The organism is Promicromonospora xylanilytica (genome assembly GCF_054782895.1).
Genome location: NZ_BAAGRP010000004.1, coordinates 155,044 through 173,682, shown reverse-complemented (window position 1 = coordinate 173,682; position 18,639 = coordinate 155,044). Strand labels below are relative to the sequence as shown.

At 73.7% G+C, this 18,639-nt stretch carries 17 protein-coding genes; 12 read left to right on the top strand and 5 right to left on the bottom strand.

What is annotated here, in order from left to right:
* The first annotated feature begins 24 nt into the window (after positions 1-24).
* Positions 25-1,578, top strand: a complete 1,554-nt coding sequence (locus tag ACYVK7_RS05740; protein ID WP_460886721.1) for an alpha/beta hydrolase family protein — start codon at positions 25-27, stop codon at positions 1,576-1,578.
* Here ACYVK7_RS05740 and ACYVK7_RS05735 read toward each other — a convergent pair.
* Positions 1,538-2,344 carry a 4'-phosphopantetheinyl transferase family protein gene (locus tag ACYVK7_RS05735; protein ID WP_460886720.1) on the bottom strand — a complete coding sequence of 269 codons (807 nt, stop codon included), beginning with the start codon at positions 2,342-2,344 and terminating at the stop codon, positions 1,538-1,540. The genes ACYVK7_RS05740 and ACYVK7_RS05735 overlap by 41 nt on opposite strands.
* A gap of 222 nt (positions 2,345-2,566) precedes the next feature.
* On the opposite strand from ACYVK7_RS05735, the gene ACYVK7_RS05730 reads away from it, so the two are divergent.
* Both ACYVK7_RS05730 and leuA read left to right on the top strand, forming a co-directional pair.
* Positions 2,567-4,684: a DUF7937 domain-containing protein gene (locus tag ACYVK7_RS05730; protein ID WP_460886719.1), complete on the top strand. Its 2,118-nt coding sequence runs from the start codon at positions 2,567-2,569 to the stop codon at positions 4,682-4,684.
* Between the two features lie 254 nt (positions 4,685-4,938).
* On the top strand, positions 4,939-6,765 hold the full coding sequence (gene leuA / locus ACYVK7_RS05725) for a 2-isopropylmalate synthase (RefSeq protein WP_460886718.1): 1,827 nt from the start codon (positions 4,939-4,941) through the stop codon (positions 6,763-6,765).
* 65 nt (positions 6,766-6,830) lie between these two features.
* On the opposite strand, the gene ACYVK7_RS05720 is transcribed toward leuA, so the two are convergent.
* Positions 6,831-8,408, bottom strand: a complete 1,578-nt coding sequence (locus ACYVK7_RS05720) for a serine/threonine-protein kinase (RefSeq protein ID WP_460886717.1) — start codon at positions 8,406-8,408, stop codon at positions 6,831-6,833.
* A 111-nt stretch (positions 8,409-8,519) separates the two neighbouring features.
* On the opposite strand from ACYVK7_RS05720, the gene ACYVK7_RS05715 reads away from it, so the two are divergent.
* Complete coding sequence (locus ACYVK7_RS05715) at positions 8,520-9,521, top strand: hypothetical protein (protein WP_460886716.1); 1,002 nt, start codon at positions 8,520-8,522, stop codon at positions 9,519-9,521.
* An 88-nt stretch (positions 9,522-9,609) separates the two neighbouring features.
* Here ACYVK7_RS05715 and ACYVK7_RS05710 read toward each other — a convergent pair whose 3' ends face one another.
* Genes ACYVK7_RS05710 through ACYVK7_RS05700 form a run of 3 tightly spaced genes read right to left on the bottom strand, consistent with a single transcriptional unit; the run spans position 9,610 to position 11,450 of the window.
* Positions 9,610-10,125, bottom strand: a complete 516-nt coding sequence (locus tag ACYVK7_RS05710; RefSeq protein ID WP_460886715.1) for an SRPBCC family protein — start codon at positions 10,123-10,125, stop codon at positions 9,610-9,612.
* The gene (locus ACYVK7_RS05705) at positions 10,122-10,499 is read right to left on the bottom strand and encodes an ArsR/SmtB family transcription factor (protein WP_460886714.1); all 378 of its coding nucleotides are present in this window, start codon (positions 10,497-10,499) and stop codon (positions 10,122-10,124) included. Before ACYVK7_RS05705 ends, ACYVK7_RS05710 begins: the two co-directional genes overlap by 4 nt.
* A gap of 33 nt (positions 10,500-10,532) precedes the next feature.
* The gene (locus ACYVK7_RS05700) at positions 10,533-11,450 is read right to left on the bottom strand and encodes a DMT family transporter (RefSeq protein WP_460886713.1); all 918 of its coding nucleotides are present in this window, start codon (positions 11,448-11,450) and stop codon (positions 10,533-10,535) included.
* A gap of 84 nt (positions 11,451-11,534) precedes the next feature.
* Here ACYVK7_RS05700 and ACYVK7_RS05695 point away from each other — a divergent pair, with 84 nt between their 5' ends.
* The 8 genes from ACYVK7_RS05695 to ACYVK7_RS05660 all read left to right on the top strand — a co-directional run bounded on the left by ACYVK7_RS05695 (position 11,535) and on the right by ACYVK7_RS05660 (position 18,631).
* The gene (locus ACYVK7_RS05695; RefSeq protein ID WP_460886712.1) at positions 11,535-12,119 is read left to right on the top strand and encodes a TetR/AcrR family transcriptional regulator; all 585 of its coding nucleotides are present in this window, start codon (positions 11,535-11,537) and stop codon (positions 12,117-12,119) included.
* 84 nt (positions 12,120-12,203) lie between these two features.
* Positions 12,204-13,820 carry an FAD-dependent monooxygenase gene (locus ACYVK7_RS05690; RefSeq protein WP_460886711.1) on the top strand — a complete coding sequence of 539 codons (1,617 nt, stop codon included), beginning with the start codon at positions 12,204-12,206 and terminating at the stop codon, positions 13,818-13,820.
* On the top strand, positions 13,817-14,440 hold the full coding sequence (locus tag ACYVK7_RS05685; protein ID WP_460886710.1) for a TetR/AcrR family transcriptional regulator: 624 nt from the start codon (positions 13,817-13,819) through the stop codon (positions 14,438-14,440). Before ACYVK7_RS05690 ends, ACYVK7_RS05685 begins: the two co-directional genes overlap by 4 nt.
* Before the next feature lie 102 nt (positions 14,441-14,542).
* Complete coding sequence (locus ACYVK7_RS05680) at positions 14,543-15,196, top strand: DUF4383 domain-containing protein (RefSeq protein WP_460886709.1); 654 nt, start codon at positions 14,543-14,545, stop codon at positions 15,194-15,196.
* 10 nt (positions 15,197-15,206) lie between these two features.
* Positions 15,207-15,980 (top strand): metallophosphoesterase family protein, encoded by a 774-nt coding sequence (locus ACYVK7_RS05675; RefSeq protein ID WP_460886708.1) that lies wholly within the window; start codon positions 15,207-15,209, stop codon positions 15,978-15,980.
* Between the two features lie 59 nt (positions 15,981-16,039).
* Positions 16,040-17,206, top strand: a complete 1,167-nt coding sequence (locus tag ACYVK7_RS05670) for an amidohydrolase family protein (protein ID WP_460886707.1) — start codon at positions 16,040-16,042, stop codon at positions 17,204-17,206.
* Between the two features lie 40 nt (positions 17,207-17,246).
* Entirely contained in the window at positions 17,247-17,759 is a 513-nt protein-coding gene (locus ACYVK7_RS05665) for a nucleoside deaminase (protein WP_460886706.1), read from the top strand.
* A 116-nt stretch (positions 17,760-17,875) separates the two neighbouring features.
* Positions 17,876-18,631: a cytochrome d ubiquinol oxidase subunit II gene (locus ACYVK7_RS05660; RefSeq protein WP_460886705.1), complete on the top strand. Its 756-nt coding sequence runs from the start codon at positions 17,876-17,878 to the stop codon at positions 18,629-18,631.
* The last annotated feature ends 8 nt before the right edge of the window (positions 18,632-18,639 follow it).

The following is an 18,639-nucleotide window of genomic DNA, read 5'->3' as shown; positions in this document are numbered from 1 at the left end:
CACCGTCAGGCGTAACATCCGAAGGTGTTCTTCCGGACCGTCGCCACCTCCGCCGCGATCCTCGTCGCGCTCGCCCTCACGGGCGCCGTCGCCGGACCGGACTGGGAGCCCGAACCCGTCACCGACCACCTGGTGCCCGCCGCCGCGTCCACGGCGATCGGTGGCGCCTCCGCCGCCGCCGGCGAGCCCGGCGACTACGAGGTGCGCGAGTCCGCCGTCACCATCCCGCTCGCCGACGGCATCGAGGTGGGCGGGCTGCTCCGCGAGCCCGTCGGCACCGACGGGCAGGACGACGCGGAGGGCCGCCCCGGCATCGTGTTCGTCCACGGCGCGGGCACCGGCAAGGCCGTCGACGCCTTCACGCTCGCCGCGACCGCCCTGGCCAGCGCGGGGATCACCACCCTGGTGCCGGACAAGCGCCTGGACAACTACTCCACCCGGCACCGCGACTACGAGGCCATGGCGCTCGACTACGCCTACTCCGTCGGCTACCTGCGCGAGGTCCCCGGCGTGGACCCGGCCGCCGTCGGCCTGTACGCGGAGTCGGAGGGTGCCTGGGTCTCGCCCGTGATGATGGTGGACGACCCGGGGCTCGCCTTCCAGGTCCTGGTCTCGGCCCCGGTGGTCCCGCCCCGGCAGCAGGCCGCGTACGCCGTCGACAACTACCTGCGGAACACGGACGTGCCCGCCGGCGTCTTCCGCGCGATCCCGCGCGCGGTGGGCATGAAGCTCCCCGGCGGCGGGTTCGAGTACGCGGACTTCGACGTGCGGCCGTGGCTCAAGGAGCAGACCGCGCCGATCCTCGCCGTCTACGGCACCGACGACGCCTCGATGCCGCTCGAGCAGGGCACGCGCGAGCTCCTGGTCAGCGCCGACGAGGTGACCGTGCGCTTCTACGACCGCGCGAACCACGGCATCAACGTGGAGACGCCCGGCGGGCTGGTGCTGCACCCCGACTTCGCGGCCGACGTCGCCGGCTGGGTGCTCGGCCTGCCCGCGACGGCGTCCGCACCGCCACGGGTCGCCGGTGCCCAGCCCGAGCAGCTCTACCGGGCCTCCCCGGTGCCGCAGCCGCAGTGGTACGGCGACGGCGACTGGCTGGTCGGGGTGGTCGTCGCCGCCGGCGGGCTGCTCGTCGTGGGCCCGCTGCTCGTGGGCGGGGCCGCGCTGGCTGGCCACCTCGCCCGACGCCGTCCCGGCCACACGGGCGCACGCCTGGCCCCCGGGCTGCGCGCGCCGCTGACGGGGCTGGGGGTCGGCGCCGCCGCGACGACCGTCGGGCTCGTGGCCTACCTCGCCGCCGTGGCGCGCCTCGCCCTCGACTACGAGAAGGACGCGGTGGTGGTCCAGGGCGGCTGGATCGGCGTGCGGCTGCTCGGCATCGCCGCCGTCGTCGCGGCGGCGCTGCTGCTGAGCCGGGTCCGTGACCTGCGCGGACGGGTCGCGCACCCACCCGGGGCCGAGGCCGGTGGCAGGGCCGCCGCCGTCGTCTCGACCGGGTTCTGGTGCACCGTGCTCGGTGCGACGGCGCTCCTGGTCACCCTGGCCTACTGGGGTGCCTACCAGCTAGGGATCTGACCCGGTCCCGCGGCTGCGGCCGTACGGTCACCGGCGCCGCCGGGGCGTCGGGCTGCGCGTCCGGGAGGCGCAGGTGCCGCACCTGGTCGACGTGCGTGGTCGTCGCCAGCGCCGCGCTGTGACCCGCCGGCGCCGGTACGTGCGTCAGGTACGGCCGGGGGTACGGGAGCCGGACCGACGGGTCGCGCGACAACAGGGTCGGGCGCGGCCCCGTCACGTCCAGGTCGCTGAGCGGGATCGTCAGGCCGTGCCCGGTCAGCTTGGCCGTCGCCTCCTTGCGCGTCCAGTACGCGAGCAGGGCGTCGGCCCGGTCGCGCGCCGGGACCCGGCGCCACGTGCGCCGCTCCGCCGGTGTCAGCGCGGCGGCGGCGAGATCGTCCAGGTCGCCCTCCGCGGGACGGGCGTCGAGGTTCGCACCCACCCGGCCGTCGCCCACCACCGCGACCAGCACCCAGGCCCGCGTGTGCGAGACCGAGTAGTCCAGGGCCGCCCCCGGCACGTAGGGGCGCCCGTGGTGCGGGTCCCCGCAGCGCTCGCACGACCGCTCCACCACCACCTCGTCCGGGGGCACCCCGAGATAGCGCGACAGGATCAGCCGCTGAGCGGCCCGTGACGTCAGGTGCACCCTCGTGGCCACATCGGAGAGGCCCACGAGATGCTCGCGATCCGGTACGGTCAGCAGGCGCGTCCAGGCTTCCCGGCGTCCGACCGGAACGAGCCAGACGTCGCAGGTGCGGGATGCCGGTGCGGCAGCTGAGTCTTCCACAGCGTTCTCCTGTGACCTCGACGTGCTGTCGGCAGGTGCCGACGATGGTGTACCACCCACGTCGAATGTGATGGACGTGCGCAGAAATGCAGGTGTGACCGGACTCGCCGCGGTTTGGCCTGACAGGGTCCGTTCCCACCGGGTACAAACGTCGGGGACCCCGCGCCGCCAGCCACACTTCCCCAGTCTCGACCAGCGGCGTTATCGAGGAGTGAACGGATGATGGACCAGCACGCTTCTGAGCGTGACGAGAGAACTTCGGCAGACGGTGCGCAGGACGCGAACGGCGCACCCACCGAGAGCCTCGACCACGCGTACGTCGCCACGATCTCGCCCGAGATCACGTCCGAGCCGGAGCCCGACAGCTCCGACGCTGCAAGACCCTTCGCGAACATCGCGGTGGCCGACTACGTGCGGGACGCCATCGCCGCGCTCGCCCTGCTCGTCTCGCTCGCGCTGCCCTGGAACCTCGAGGACCGCGCGGCCGACCGCGTCGAGGTGGTCCTGGCCGTCGCGCTGTCGCTCGCCTCGCTGAGCCTGCCCTACTTCGCGCGGTTCGCCGTGCTGCCCGCGACCTGGACCGTGCACACCACGCGCCGCACCCGCCTGCTCGCCGGGCTGCCGCTGGCCGTGATCGGCCTGCTGCACCTGATCTTCGACGTCCAGGGCGGCGCTGGGGTGGGCACCGGCCTCGGCCTCGCGCTGGCGGGCGCGGCACTCGCCGCGACCCCGCGCGACAGCGAGCTCGGCCCCATCGAGCAGGACGGCCGGGTGGTGCGCGGCTGGCGCCTCGGGCTCGCCGGCGTCGGCGTGCTGATCGTGGCCGGTGCCCTCACCACGGCGGCGCTCGCCGTGTTCGCCGCCGACGCGACCCTGGGCGACCGGCTGCTGGCGCCCGTGTGGCTCGTGCTGATCGTCGGCCTCGCGTGGCTCCTGGTGGGCGGCACGGTGCGGCACGACCGCCCCTCGCGGCTCGTGCTGGTCGCGGCGGGCATGGTGCTCGCGCTGCTCTTCATCTTCACCTCGGGCGACTCGCTGGCCGGGCTGGAGTCCATGCGCCCCGGCGTCACCGACCCGAGCCGGTTCGGGCTGGTGCTCCTGCCGCTCGCCGCGGCCATCGCGGGCGCGCCCGCCGTGCGCCGCGACCCGGAGGCCGAGGCCGACGCCAGCACCGAACGTGCGGCGGGCGTCTGGGTACGGGTGGCCGTCCGGGCTTTCGACGTGATGGGGCTTCTCGCGGTGTGCAGTGCCCTCGCCGCGCTCGTCCAGCTCATCGACCCCGGCTTCATCGGGTCCGGCGCCGGTGTGCCGCTGGTCGTACGGCTCGTGCTCGGCGTCGTCGTGGCGGGCATCGCCTGGTTCGCACGCCGCTCGCTGCAGCGCGACCCGGGCACGGGGCACGTCCCCGCCGTGGGCGCCGCATGCGTCGCGGGGGTCCTCGGGCTCGTCGTGGTCATCGCGACGTCCGGCGCCAGCCTCGGCGTGAACCTCGGCGACCTGCTGATGGCCCTCGGCCTGCCCGTCGTCGCTGCCTCCGCCCTGATGGTCCCCCAGGCGGTGCGCGAGCACTTCCAGACCGTCGGCATCGGTGGCGACACCGACGTCGACCGCAGCCAGGCCTACGTGTGGGCACCCCAGCGCCCCAAGGGCGACAAGGCGCCGCCCGCCACGCTCCCGGAGCAGCCCGTGCGGCCCGCGCCCGAGCTGCGCCGCCCGGCGGAGCCGCGCCGGGTCAGCTCGACGGGCGCCGTGCGGACCGTCGCGGGTGCCGCGGCGGCCCAGCGGGGGGCGGTTCCCGTGCGGGCCGTCGAGCCCGAGCGGGCGGCCGAGCCCGAGTCGGGCGAGGTGCCCCTCTCCGCCATGCGCACCGTCGAGGACCTGCCGGCGGCGGGCCCGCCCGTCGGCTCGTCGATGGACCAGACCGCCGCGATGCCGCCGATCCGTTCGGGAGCCACGCCGGTGGCCCCCGTGCAGCGACCGGTGTCCGGGCAGCAGACGGCGGCGCCCGTGCAGCGTCCCGTCTCCGGGCAGCAGACGGCCCAGGTCCGGCCGGTGACCGGCGGGCAGCCGGCCGCCGCGCACCAGGGCCACGCCGTGGAGCAGGGCCACGCCGCGGAGCAGGGGCACACCGCGGTGCTGCCGCCGGTCGTGGGCCGGTGGAGCCCCGCCCAGGCGCTCGACCCGGCCACCCCGCTGGCCGACCTGGCGAAGATCGTGCAGGAGTCGCCGCACCTGCGTCCGCAGGTCGCCGCCAACCCGTCGACCTACCCCGCGCTGCTCGACTGGCTGGGCGCCCTCGGCGACCCGCAGGTCGACGCCGCGCTGCGCAACCGCCGCTGACCTCCCGCACCACCCGCTGGCCGGTACCAGCCGGCCGCCACCGCCGGCCGGGCGCGTCGAGTCCTCGACCCGCTCGGCCGGTGAGGAGTCCGCATCCTGGGCGGGTCTGGTGTGGGGATCCGGCGCGGGGAGTACAGTGACGGCGTGCGCCCTACGGTGATCCTTCTCCTTCGCTGCCGCGACGAGGCCTAGACAGGCCGGTCCCTCGTCGCGGAGGCTTGGTGTGCCGGCCAACCTCACCGAGCGAAGGACACATGATGGAGAACAGCATCACCGCCACCACCCCCGGCGGAGTTCACGACGTAGCAGTGCACGGCGCAGCGGGCGGGATCATCGAAGACAACCCGCAGCAGTCGTCGGGCATGCCGATCCAGAAGTACCAGCCGTTCCACGAGCAGATCCGTGTGGACATCCCCGACCGCACCTGGCCCACCAAGCGCATCGAGCAGGCTCCGCGCTGGTGCGCGGTCGACCTGCGGGACGGCAACCAGGCCCTCATCGAGCCGATGGACCCGGAGCGCAAGCTCCGCATGTTCGAGCTGCTGGTGTCGATGGGCTACAAGGAGATCGAGGTCGGCTTCCCGTCGGCCAGCCAGACCGACTACGACTTCGTCCGCAAGCTCATCGAGGAGAACCGGATCCCCGACGACGTCGTGATCCAGGTGCTCACCCAGGCGCGTGCCCACCTCATCGAGCGCACGTACGAGTCCCTGACCGGTGCCAAGCAGGCGATCGTGCACCTGTACAACTCGACGTCCGTGCTGCAGCGCGAGGTCGTGTTCCGGTCCGACCAGGACGGCATCGTCGACATCGCGCTGGACGGCGCCAAGCTGTGCCGCAAGCTCGAGGAGACCCTCCCGGACACGCGGATCTACTACGAGTACTCGCCCGAGTCGTACACGGGGACCGAGCTCGAGTTCGCCGCGCGGATCTGCAACGAGGTCATCGAGGTCTTCGAGCCGACGCCGGAGCGCAAGGTCATCATCAACCTGCCGGCCACCGTCGAGATGGCGACGCCCAACGTCTACGCCGACTCGATCGAGTGGATGAGCAGGAACCTGAACCACCGCGAGAACGTCATCCTCTCGCTGCACCCGCACAACGACCGCGGCACCGCCGTCGCTGCCGCCGAGCTGGGCTACCTGGCCGGTGCCGACCGCATCGAGGGCTGCCTGTTCGGCAACGGTGAGCGCACCGGCAACGTCGACCTCGTGACGCTGGGCCTGAACCTGTTCTCGCAGGGGATCGACCCGCAGATCGACTTCGGCGACATCGACGAGATCCGTCGCACGGTGGAGCACTGCAACCAGATGCCCGTCCACGAGCGCCACCCGTACGTGGGCGACCTGGTGTTCACGGCGTTCTCCGGCTCGCACCAGGACGCCATCAAGAAGGGCTTCGAGCACATGGCCGGGCGCGCGGAGGCGGCCGGCGTCGGCGTCGACGACCTGCACTGGGGCGTGCCGTACCTGCCGATCGACCCGCGCGACGTCGGGCGCTCGTACGAGGCCGTCATCCGGGTCAACTCGCAGTCCGGCAAGGGCGGCGTGTCCTACCTGCTCAAGAGCGAGCACAACCTGGACCTGCCGCGCCGCCTGCAGATCGAGTTCTCCCACGCCGTGCAGAAGGTGACCGAGACGCAGGGCACCGAGGTGACCGGCGCGGACATCTGGCGCATCTTCACGGACGAGTACCTGCCCGTCGAGGAGGGCGCGCCGTCCGGCCTGGAGCACTGGGGGCGGCTCACGCTGCGCGGCACCCGCGCGGTGTCGGCGGAGGGCGAGCAGGACACCCTCGAGGTCGACGTGCTGGACCGCGGCCAGGAGCTGACGCTGACCGGTACCGGCAACGGCCCCATCGACGCGTTCGTGAACGCGATCGCGCAGGTCGGCGTCGACGTACGCGTCCTGGACTACACCGAGCACGCCCTGTCCGAGGGCGGCGACGCGAGCGCGGCGGCCTACGTCGAGTGCGCGGTCGGCGACGACGTCCTGTGGGGCGTCGGCATCGACCCGTCCATCACGCTCTCATCGCTGAAGGCCATCGTCTCGGCGGTCAACCGAGCCGACCGAACGGCCTGACCCACGACCGTTGAGTGCTGGATATTCGCCCCTGCGCCGGCCCTGGAGGGGCGAATATCCAGCACTCAGCGAAGGCGGGTGTAGCTGGCCTCGAAACCGTCCGCCTGCTCCGTGTAGGTTCTCTCGTCGCAGGTGTACTGCAGCTCCTGGGTCGGGGTGTTCGGCTGGCGCTCGGTGCTCTCCCCGGCGAGGGCGATGGTGACCTTGACGTCCCGGAAGTCCGAGCCCGACGTCGTCAGCACGCCGTCGTCGCTGGTCGAGACGATGTACTTCGCGGTGCCGCTCCAGGTCTCGGTCAGCTCGCCGATCGAGGTCTTGGCGCGGGCCGGCTGGGCGTCGTCGTACCGGACCAGCTGCGTGCCGTCCGCGCGGAACTCCGTCACGCGGCCGTCGAAGCCGGTGGCGTCCACGGTCTCGTCGAGCGCGTTGATCCGCATGGCGGTGGTCAGGTTGTCCAGCCGCCACTCGCCCACCAGGCACTCGTCGATGACCGCCGACGGCTCGGGGGAGGCGGACGGCGTGCCGTCGGCGCCGGCCTCCGGGCTGCCGGACGGCATCCCGAGCGTGATCGCGGTGGCCACCGCGCCGACGACCAACACGGTCGCGGCGGCGACGATCCAGGTGACCGGCCGGGACAGGACGCTCCGGCGCTCGTCCGGCTCGGTCGCGGGCTCGGTCGCCGGCTCCGCCGGTGCCGGCGTCCGCTCCACCTTCAGCACGGTCGCGTCGTCGTCCCGCAGTGCGGTGGCGTCGTCGTCGGCGGGGGCGGGCCCCGGCGTGATCTTCGTGGTCGCGGTCCGGAAGCCTGCGGGCACGTCGTTCAGGAAGTCCAGCACCTCCTGCAGGTCCGGCCGGGCCTCGGGGTCCTTGTCGAGGCAGGCCCGCACGAGCGGGAGCAGCCAGGCCGGGCAGGCGCTGAGGTCCGGCTCCTCGTGGACCACGCGGTAGTAGACGACGGTGGTGTCGCCCTCGCCGAACGCCCGCTGGCCGGTCGCGGCGTAGAGCGCCACGGCACCCAGCGCCCAGATGTCGGCGGCGGGGGTCGCGATGCTGCCGCGGATCTGCTCCGGCGCCATGAAGGACGGCGTGCCGACCTTCAGCCCGGTGCGTGTCAGCGACGTCGAGTCCGACGCCTGGGCGATGCCGAAGTCGATGACGAACGGGCCGTCCTGGCCGATCAGGATGTTGGATGGCTTGAGGTCTCTGTGCACGATGCCGACCTGGTGCACGGCCCGCAGCGCCTCCGCCACGCCGGCCACCACACGGCGCACGTCGGCCTCGGGCAGCGGGCCCCCGGCCTGCACGACGGCGGTGAGCGCCGGCCCCTCGACGTACTCGACGGCGAGCCACGGCTGGGCGCCGTCGGGATCGGCGTCGATCAGCGTGGCGAGATATCGGCCGCGCACCTTCATCGCCGCGGCGGCCTCTCTGCGGAACCGGGTACGGAACTCCGGGTCCTGGACGAACTCCTTCAGGATGGCCTTGAGAGCCAGCTTCCGTCCGGTACGGGTTTCAGCGAGGTACACCACTCCCATTCCGCCTGCGCCGATCCGTCCGAGAAGCTGATAACCACCCAGCTCCTGCGGGTCCGACGGTTCGAGCGGGTGGATCTGCGGGGCTGCCCCTGAGCCTGGCACGATCATGGGGGAAACATACCCGATGTCCTTGAATTCACCCGGCATATCAGCGAGGGTGATCGGGCATCTGCTCGGAGAGCGGGCAACTACACAGAGATACCAGTTACAGGGGGACACATGAAGAGGAAGTTCGTGAGCCGGGCGCTCCCGTCCGCGCTCGTCGCCGGCGGTCTGATCCTCGCGGGCGCCACGTCCGCGACGGCGGCCGACGACACGCCGGTCGAGCACTCGACGGGCGGCCTTGGGGGACTCCTCACGGGCACCGTCGACTCCGTCGTCGGCAAGGACGGCGCGGTCGACACCACGCTCAACCAGGTCTCGGACACGGTCGAGCAGGTCACCAAGGAGGAGGGCGCCGTCGACGACACCGTGAAGGGTGTCACCGGCGTGGTCAGCTCGGCGGCCGGCAAGGACGGCGCGGTCGAGGACGTCGTCAAGGGTGTGACCGGCGGCGGCACGTCGGCGGCGTCCGACCAGGTCGTCGCCACGAAGGCGGCCGCGCCGTCGCCCAACGCGGGTGGCCCGGTCGAGGACGTCGTCAACGGTGTCACGGGTGCGGTCAACGCGGTGGCCGGCGAGAACGGTGCCGTGGACGACGTGCTGGGCGCCGACGCGCCCGAGCAGGGTGTGACGGACAACCTGCCCGCCGAGATCATCAACGACATCGGCTCGATCGGCGAGAACGTCGGCAACGCCGACGTGCCCGGCACGATCGGTGCGGTCGCTGGCCCGGACGGCGTCGTGGACGACCTGTTGGAGAGCCCCTCCTACGCCAGCAACCCGGGCGGAAGCGACCCGGGTGACGGCGGCGACGGCGGCTCGGGTGACGGCGGTTCGGGTGACGGCGGCGACGGCGGCTGGGACGACGGCGGCTGGGACAACGGTGCCGGCGACGGCGACGGGGGCACGCTCCCGATCGGCTACCCGGGCACGGGCGGCTCCGGCGCCGGGATGAACCCCGTCGCGCCGATCCAGTCCGCCGGGGAGGCGCAGGCGCCGGGCGCGCTGGCGCAGACCGGTGGCGAGGTCGTCGGCGTGGCCGCTGCCGGCCTCGTCCTCACGGCGGCGGGTGCGGCGATGGTCCGCGCGCGGCGTCGGATGCTCGAGATCCAGAGCTGACCGCAGCGATCCAGCACCACCCACGACAGGGGCCCAGGTCACCCGGTGACCTGGGCCCCTGTCGTGGATGGTGACCGGCGCCTGGGGGCTACAGCGTGCGGTACGCCTCGGCCAGCGCGGGGTAGTAGTCGCCGAAGTCGATCGCGGCCGGGTCGCCGCCCGTCTCGGCGGCAACCAGCCGGTCCAGGTAGTACTCCCAGCCGGGGCCGACGTTCTCGGCCATGGACGGATCGTCCATCGACTGGGCAAAGGTGAGCGTGGTGACGCCGTCCGCCTCGGACAGGTCGAGCCTCAGGTGCCAGGTGGCCGGCGTGTGCTCGTCGTAGGCCATGTGGGACGTGAGCTCGAGTCGGGCCGGCGCGTCGCACACGTTGATCGTGTACTCCTCGGCCTCGACGCCCTCACCCTCGAAGAGCATCTCGAACCGCACGGTCCCCTGTGCGGGGTCCCCGGTCCAGCGGCCGATCCAGCGGGCCAGACGCTCCGGCTCCGTGATCGCCGCCCACACGTCCTCGATGCCGGCGCGGAACGTGCGGGTGAGGACGACGTACGTGCCGTCGGCGCGCTGCTCTTTTCGGCCGGTGGCCGTCGGGCTGGTGCTCATGCTGTCTCCTCGTCGTCGTGCTGCGGGTCGCCGTGCGCTGTGCCGGCCGCCGCCCGGCGGTCCCTGCCGGCGCGTCGCACCTCCAGGTCCAGCCCGTCGAGCGCGTGCTCCCCGAAGGGCGGTGCGGGCGCCAGCTCGGCGAGGAGCGCGCAGACGGGCGCGAGCCCGGCCCGGTCCAGCCGGTAGTGCCGCTCCCGGCCGACGTCGTCGGCGGTCACGAGCCCCGCCGAGCCGAGGGCGCTGAGGTGCTTGCTGATGGCCGGGCGGCTGATCGGGTGGGTGGACGCCATGTCGACCACCCGTGCGGGCCCGGACGCGAGCTGCCGGAGCAAGTCGCGGCGGACCGGGTCGGCGAGGGCGGCGAAGGCATCCATGGGCACATTGGTAACCCTGCGGTTACCAATCTGTCAAGGGCCCGCGTTCGCCGGTGAGCGACGTCCGACGGATCGCACCCGCGTGGGCGCGATCCGGGTGACGAGCACCCCCGCGAGGCTCACCAGGAACCCCGCCACCGTGAGCGGCGGCAGGTGCTCCCCGAACATGGCCCAGGCCCACGCAGCCGAGACCGCCGGGGTGAGGTACAGCCAGGTGCTCACCGCGACCGGCCCCCGTGTGCGCAGCACGTACAGGTACATGCCGTAGCCGCCGAGGAACGCCAGGCCCACCAGCCAGGCGACCGCCAGCCAGAACGACGGGTCGGCGGGCGGAGCGGCCTGCCCGCTCGCGAACGCCACCAGAGCGAAGAGCGCGAGCGCGACCACGCTCTGCACGGCCAGGGAGTCCAGCACGTCGTGCTGGCGCTGGTCGCGCGCAGGCCACAGGTCGCCGAGCACGGTGGCGGCCGAGAGCGACAGCATGCCCGCGAGTGCCCAGAGCGCCCCGCCGGCACCGGTCCCGGCGACCGCGCCGGGACCGACGGCCAGCGCCACGCCCAGGAACCCGATCGCCAGGCCCACCCCTTGGCGGCGCCCTCCGCGGTGCCCGAACCCGGACAGGACGGTGGCGACCAGGGCGGGCTGCAGCGAGGCGAGCAGGGCGGCGGTCCCGGCGGGTAGCCCTTCCTCGACCGCACGGAAGACGCCGTAGAGGTAGCCCGCCTGCCCCAGGGCGCCGAGCACGGCCTCCCGCCGGAGGTAGCTCAGCCGGTACCGGCGCCGGAGTGCGAGCACCGCCACGAGCATCAGGGGAGCGGCGACCACGTAGCGCCACAGCAGCGTGGTCGTGGCGGGGGCGGACGGGGCGGCGAAGGTGGCACCGACGAAGCCGGAGCTCCACAGCACCACGAGCAGGGCGGGGGCGATGTGTCGGAGGAGGCGCACTGGCATGGCGGCAGGTAACCATACTGGTCGGTATACTCGCAGTGCACCCGATGAGGTGCGCCAAGGGCCAGCAGCTTCGTAAGGACCCGCATGCCGCGACGTGAACCCAACCCGCACACCCCGGCCGGTGAGCGCATCCTCGCGACGGCGGGCGAGCTCTTCTACGCCCGTGGCATCCGCGGCGTCGGTGTGGACCTGATCGCCGACCAGGCGGGTGTCACCAAGAAGACCCTCTACGACCGGTTCGGCTCCAAGGACGCGCTGGTGGCCGCCTACCTGACGCGCAGGCACGAGCGCTGGGTGGAGTGGTTCGGGGAGCGGCTCGCGGCCCGCGGCGGTCTCCGACCGGGCGCCGACCAGGTGCTCGCGGTGCTGGAGATCGCGGAGGAGTGGGCTCAGGCGAACCTGCGGGGCTGTGCGTTCGTGAACGCGCACGCCGAGGTGGGCGGGACCGACCATCCGGCCAACGCCGTGATCCTGGCCGACAAGCTCTACATGCTCGGTGTGTTCACCGGCCTGCTGCGCGACGCGGGGCACGCCGGCGCGGAGGAGGTCGGCGCCCAGCTCCACCTGCTCTACGAGGGCGCGCTGGTCGCGCACACGACCCGCGCGCAGCCGGGCGCGTTCGCCACCGCCCGGGCGGCGGCGCGGGGGCTGCTCGCACAGCCCGGCTGAGGCGTCTGACGAGCAGGGCTTCCCGTGCGGGCTCCGCTGCGATATTTTGTTAACGGTACCGGTCCGATAATAAAAGGAGCAGTGATGGCAGACGAGGCCACCGACGTGCTCGTGGTCGGTGCGGGCCCCACCGGCCTCGCGCTGGCGTGCGGGCTCCGCCTCCAAGGAGTCGGCGTGCGGGTCGTGGACCGCATGCCCGCTCCGGCGACCACGTCGCGTGCCAACTTCGTGCACGTGCGGGGATCCGAGGTGCTCGACCGGCTCGGCGCGCTCGGTGAGCTGCCCGAACGTTCGGTGCGGGCGATGCGGATCACCACCTACCTGGGCGACAGGCCGGTGATGCGCCTCCGCTTCGGCGACCCCGGCCTGCGCACCGCCGCGCCACCGATGGTCGTCTCGCAGGCCCACGTGGAGGCCGAGCTGCGCCGTCGCCTGGCGGAGCTGGGCGTGACACCCGAGTGGGGTGCGGCGCTCGCGGGCCTCGCACAGGACGGCGACGGCGTGACCGCGCGGCTCGACGACGGGCGGGCCGTGCGCGCCCGGTGGCTCGTCGGCTGTGACGGGACCGGCAGCGCCGTCCGGAGCGTCGCCGGCATCGGCGCCCCTGGCGTGCGCCTCAGCGAGCGGTTCCTGCTGGCGGACGTGCACCTGGACTGGGACGTGGACCGGGCGGGTACGTCCGGGTGGGTGCACCCGACCGGGATGCTCGGCGCCATGCCGATGCCCGACGACGACGGGCGGGCCGACCTGTGGCGGCTGATCGCGTACGACCCGCGGAGCGCCCCGGAGGAGACCGCCCCGGGCGGCGCCGGGCCGGACGGGCCGAGGGCGACCGACGCCTACGGGCGGCGCAGCCGGCTGACCGAGGAGCAGATCCTGGACCGGTTCCGCGAGATCCTGCCCGAGCGCACCGGCCGCGAGGTGTGGGTGCTGGACAGCGAGTGGCTGTCCGAGTTCACGATCCACCGCCGGCTCGCCGACCGGTACCGGAGCGGCCGGGTCCTCATCGCCGGTGACGCGGCGCACGCGCACGCGCCGTTCGGCGGGCAGGGCATGCTGACCGGCCTCGGCGACGCCGAGAACCTCGCCTGGAAGCTCGCCCTCGTGGTGCGCGGCCTGGCGTCCGACGCGCTGCTGGACACCTACGAGGCCGAACGCCGTCCGCTGGCCACCGACGTGCTGCGCGGGACGGCCAACGTGACGCGGGTCAACGTGGCGCAGAGCCCGGTCGGCAGGTTCGTGCGGGACCAGGTGGTGATCCGGCTCTTCAACCTGCCGTGGGTCCAGCGCTGGGTCACGTTCACCACCTCCCAGCTCTGGGTGAGCTACCGGTCCGGTCCGCTGGGTGCCGCGCGCGCCGAGCGGCTGGCCGCGCGCCTCGGGCGGCGGACGTGCGTCGGCGACCGCGTGCCGAACCTCGGTTGCGCCCGCGCGGACGGGACACCGACCACCCTGCACGCCGAGCTCGGCGGGCGCTGGGCGCTGCTCGTGCCGCCGTCGGACGGCGAGCCGGGCGCGGAGCCGGACGGCATGCCGGGCGCCAGGTCCGAGGACGGCGAGCCGACCCGGCTCACCCGGACCGACGGCGTCGCCGAGGCATGGCTCGTGCGACCCGACGGGCACCTCGCCTGGCGGGGCGCGGACCCCGCCGAGTCGGGACCGCGGCTCGCCGAGCTCCTGCGCACCGGGCGGACCCGGTGACCACCGCCGACACACGCCGCGGCCGTGGACGCCCCCGCGACCCCCGCACCGACGAGTCGATCCTGCGGGCGGCGCTCGAGCTGTTCACCGAGCACGGCCACGCCGGCACCAGCATCGAGCAGATCGCGCGGCGAGCGGGCGTCGGCAAGCTCACGGTGTACCGGCGCTGGGAGAGCAAGGACGAGCTCATCGCCGCGGCCGTCGAGTCGGCACGCGGCGAGATCCCCAGCCCCGGAACCGACGACCTGGCCGGCCTGTCGTACGCCGAGATCTCCCAGGTGATCGCCGACGCCCTGCCCGTCAGCGCGCGGACCCTCGCCGAGCCCGCCTACCGCGCGATGCTCGCGCAGGTCTTCGGCTCGACGGTCACCCACCCCGGCCTCATGGCGGCCTTCTGGCAGAACCACATCCTGCCCCGGCGCCGCACCGCGCACCTGGCGCTCTCGCGCGCCGTCGAGGAGGGGGTGCTGCCGCCGGAGACCGACATCGAGGCGCTCATCGACATGACCGTCGGCGCGGTCCTCTACCGGCTCCTGCGCCCCGAGCCGCCCGACGCCGACGAGCTGCTCGCCTACCTGCGCGCCGTCTACACGCAGGCCGGGATGATCCAGGAGAAGTGAGGGCGGCCCCACCTGCCCCGTCGTCGGCGTGCGAGTGGACCGCGACCGCGTGACCGTGGCACTGACGGGTACCAGACGGACGGGAGAGGCATCATGACGCACGTGACGGCAACAAGGCGCCCCCGCGGCGCCCACCAGTGGCTTGCCCTCGTGGTCGGCGTGGTCTACCTGCTGGTGGGGATCGCCGGCTTCTTCGTGACCGGCTTCGACATGGCCGGGTTCATGGAGCACGACCCCGGCGCGACACTGCTGGGCTTCGCCATCAACCCGCTGCACAACATCGTGCACCTGGTGATCGGAATCCTGGGTATCGGCGCGTGGTCCAGGTCGGCCAGTGCCCGCACCTTCGGCTGGCTGCTCCTGATCGGTTACGGCGCCGTGTTCGTCTACGGCCTGTTCGCCGTGAACGACCCGGAGATCAACTTCCTGAACATCAACCAGGCCGACAACTGGCTGCACCTCGGCAGCGCCCTCGTCGGTCTCCTCATCGCCGTGTGGCCGGCTCCGGCCCGCGTCGTCGAGCAGCCCGGGAGCACGGAGTCGATGCCCCCAGACGTCCGGGACCCGCGCACGGGCGGGACCATGCCACGAGACGCCTACGACCAGCGCACGGGCGGGACGGTGCCGCCGGAGGCGCGGGACCCGCGCACGGGCGGGACGGTGCCGCCGGAGGCCCAGGACCCGCGCACGGGTCGGACGATGCCACCGGAGGTCCGGGACCCGCGCACCGGCGAAGCGGGGCCGCCGCCCCGCTAGTCTCATATGGGTGACCCGCATCGCCGTACTCTCCGACATCCACGGCAACACCCCGGCGCTCACGGCGGTCCTCGCCGCCGTCGACGCCGAGGGGGTCGATCTCGTGCTGAACCTCGGGGACATCGTCTCCGGCGCCGTCGACCCGCGCGGCACCCTCGACCTGCTCGCCGAACGTCCCGAGATCGTGACGGTCCGCGGCAACCACGAGCGGCAGGTCCTGACACTGCCCTACGACGAGATGGGCGGCTCGGACCAGGTCGCCTCCCGTGTGCTGAACGACGCCGACCGCACGTGGCTCGGCTCGCTCCCGCTCACCGTCGTCCCGGTCCCCGGCGTGCTCGCCTTCCACGCGGTGCCCGGCGACGACGCCACCTATCTCACCCAGACCGTCGTCCCGCGGTCGACGGAGCACCCGCAGGGTGTCCGCGAGGCGACGGACGGCGAGCTCGTCGAACGCCTCGGGGCGGCCTACGGGGCATACGGGCTGTACCTGTGCGGACACACGCACCAGGCGCGCACCCGCGACCTGCCGGACGGGTCGCTGCTGGTCAACCCCGGCAGTGTCGGCTGGCCGGCCTACACGGACGAGACGCCGCACCCGCACCGGGTCGAGACGGGTTCGCCGGAGGCCCGGTTCGCGATCGTGTCCCAGGCGGCGGACGGCGGCGGCTGGACGGCCCGCCTGCTCGCCGTGTCGTACGACCACGAGGGCGCGGCGGCGCAGGCGGACCGGCTCGGCCGGCCGGACGTCGCGCACATGCTGCGCACGGGGCAGGTGCCCTGACGGCTCGGTGTAGCGCGACCTCGCGACGGAACCCTAGATTTGGCCCCGTGGACCTTCCCATGAGCACGTTGATCGGCTCCGAGCGGGTACTGGTCGAGGGGGAGCTGCGCCCGGCGGTCCTGCGGGTCGAGGGCGACCGGATCGCGCAGGTCTGGTGGGGCACCTCGGACCCCGACCGGATCGCGGCCGCCGGCGACGACATGCTCGGTGCCCCGTCCGCCCCCGCTGCCTCGACCTGGCGGCTGGGCGACCGCGTGATCCTGCCCGGCATGGTCGACACGCACGTGCACGCCGCACCGGACGGTGCCGACCCGGAAGACTTCACGTCGGCCGCCCGGACCGCCGCGCACGCCGGCGTCACCACGGTCGTGGACCTGCCGTTCCGCTCGGCGGTGCCCACCACCACGGTGGCGGCGCTGCGCGCGAAGCAGTCGGCGGCACGGTCGGCGTCGGCCCACTGCGACGTCGCCTTCTGGGGCGCCGCCCTGCCCGGGAACGTCGACGACCTGGAACGGCTCCTCGACGCGGGCGCCGTGGGCTTCACCTGCTTCGTCGCCGGCTCCGGTGACCCGGAGCTGCCACCGCTCGCGCCGGACGAGCTGCTCACCGTGCTGGACCGCCTCGTCCGGTTCGACGGGCTGCTGGCGGCGCCCGCCGAGGACGCGACGGTGGGGACGCTGCTCGACGCCGTGCGGGAGACGGGGGCCCGCACCCACCTGCTGCACGTGTCCTCGCCGAAGGTGCTCGACCTGCTCGCGGAGGCGAAGGAGGAAGGGCTCCCCGTCACCGCCGAGACCTGCCACCACCACCTGGTGCTCGCCCCCGGAGAGACACCTGGCGGGAACACCATCGCCAGGTGCTGCCCGCCGGTCCGCGACCGGGGCGACCAGGACGCCCTGTGGGACGGTCTGCGCGTCGGGGCCCTGGACAGCGTGGTCGGTGTGGCCGGCGGGACCGGCGCGGCCGCCCGCGCCGAGGGCTCCGGCCTCCCGGGATTCGTCACCCTCGCCGCCGCGGCCGGCAGCCGGGGCGTCGCCTTGCCGGAGGTGTCCCGCTGGACGTCGGCGAGCACCGCCGCCCTCGCCGGCCTGGACCGGGGGGACCGGCCCAAGGGGACGATCACCGAGGGCGCGGCCGCGGACCTGTTCGTCTACGACCCCGTCGCCGGGGCCGTGACCGACACGCTGGCCGGCGGAAGGCTCGTGGTCTCCTCGGCGGCCGGCTAGCCGCGCCGGTCGCGGTAGGTCGGTGTGGGAGCATCGGGAAGTGGTTCATCCCAGTGGCAAGCCTGATCCCCGGACGCCCGCCCCTGCCGACGACGACGTCTGGCTCGCCCGCGCCGTCGACGTCGCGACGGGGAACGTGGCCGACGGCGGTGGCCCCTTCGGGGCCGTCGTCGTGCGCGCGGGAGCCGAGGTCGTGGCCGAGGGGAACCGCGTGACCCGCGACCTCGATCCCACGGCGCACGCCGAGGTGGTGGTGATCCGGGCCGCCTGCCGTGCCCTGAACACGTTCTCCCTGGCCGGCGCCACGCTCTACGCGTCGTGCGAGCCCTGCCCGCTGTGCCTGGCCGCGGCGCTGTGGGCCCGGGTGGACCGGATCGTGTTCGCCGCGAACCGCTACGACGCGGACGAGGCGGGCTTCGACGACCGCGAGTTCTACGAGCTGCTCGCGCGTGACCGCTCGACGTGGCCGAGCCCCGTCGTCGAGCACCGGATCGCCCGGGCGGGAGAACCCTTCGCGGCATGGCGGGCACACCCCACCCGCGCGGGCTACTGACGAGAACGGTGTTCGCGTCGCGCGAATCGGTGCACACGATCGCGTTCCCACCAGCCCGTCGGTGTGGATCTCGTTACGCTGGCCGTGCGCGACGAGCATGAGCCGGAGGTGGCCCGATGAACGCAGCGGCCTGGGCCGTCCTCCTCACCGTCCTGGTGTCCGGTTGGGTGGTGCTCGACGGCGCGGTCCAGGGAGCCGGTGCGACCCTGCTGCAGGAGCGCAACCATGACGGCAGCGACCGTCGGCGGGCGCCCGCCGAGCGGCGCGTGGTGCTCGGGGCCGTCGCGCCGATGCTCGTGCCCGGTGAGGTGTGGCTCGTGGCGGCGATCGCCGTGCTGGTCGGCGTGTTCCCGTACGCGGGGGCGGACCTGCTCGACGCCGCGTCCCCCGTGGCGATCGCGCTGATCGCGTCGTGGGTACTGCGCGACGTGGCGATCTGGCTGCGCAGCAGGTGGCTCAAGCGGGTCTGGCGGGACGGGTGGGACATCCTGCTGGTGGTGGCGAGCATCGTGCTGGCGGGCAGCTGGGGCGCGCTGCTCGGCGCGGCTTGGGGGAGCGGTCTGGCGGCGCTGGTGCTCGGCATCGTCGCCGTGGTGGTCACGCGCCTGCACGGCGACGCCGTCGTCGCGTGGCGGCTGCGCCGTGCGGGCCCGCTGCCGGTGATCGTCACCTCCGTGATGATCATGGCTCCCGCGGTGGGTACGGCCGTGGCGGCGTGGCCACGGCTCGTCGAGGGCGGGATCTCCCCGGAGACGATGGCCGCGTACGGGATCGGCGCGGCCGTGGTGGTGCCGCTGGCTCTCGCGCTGCAGGGCCTCGCGTGGAGGCTCGTGTCCCGTCCGCTGAGCAGGCGGGACACGTCGTTCTTCTGACCGGCAGC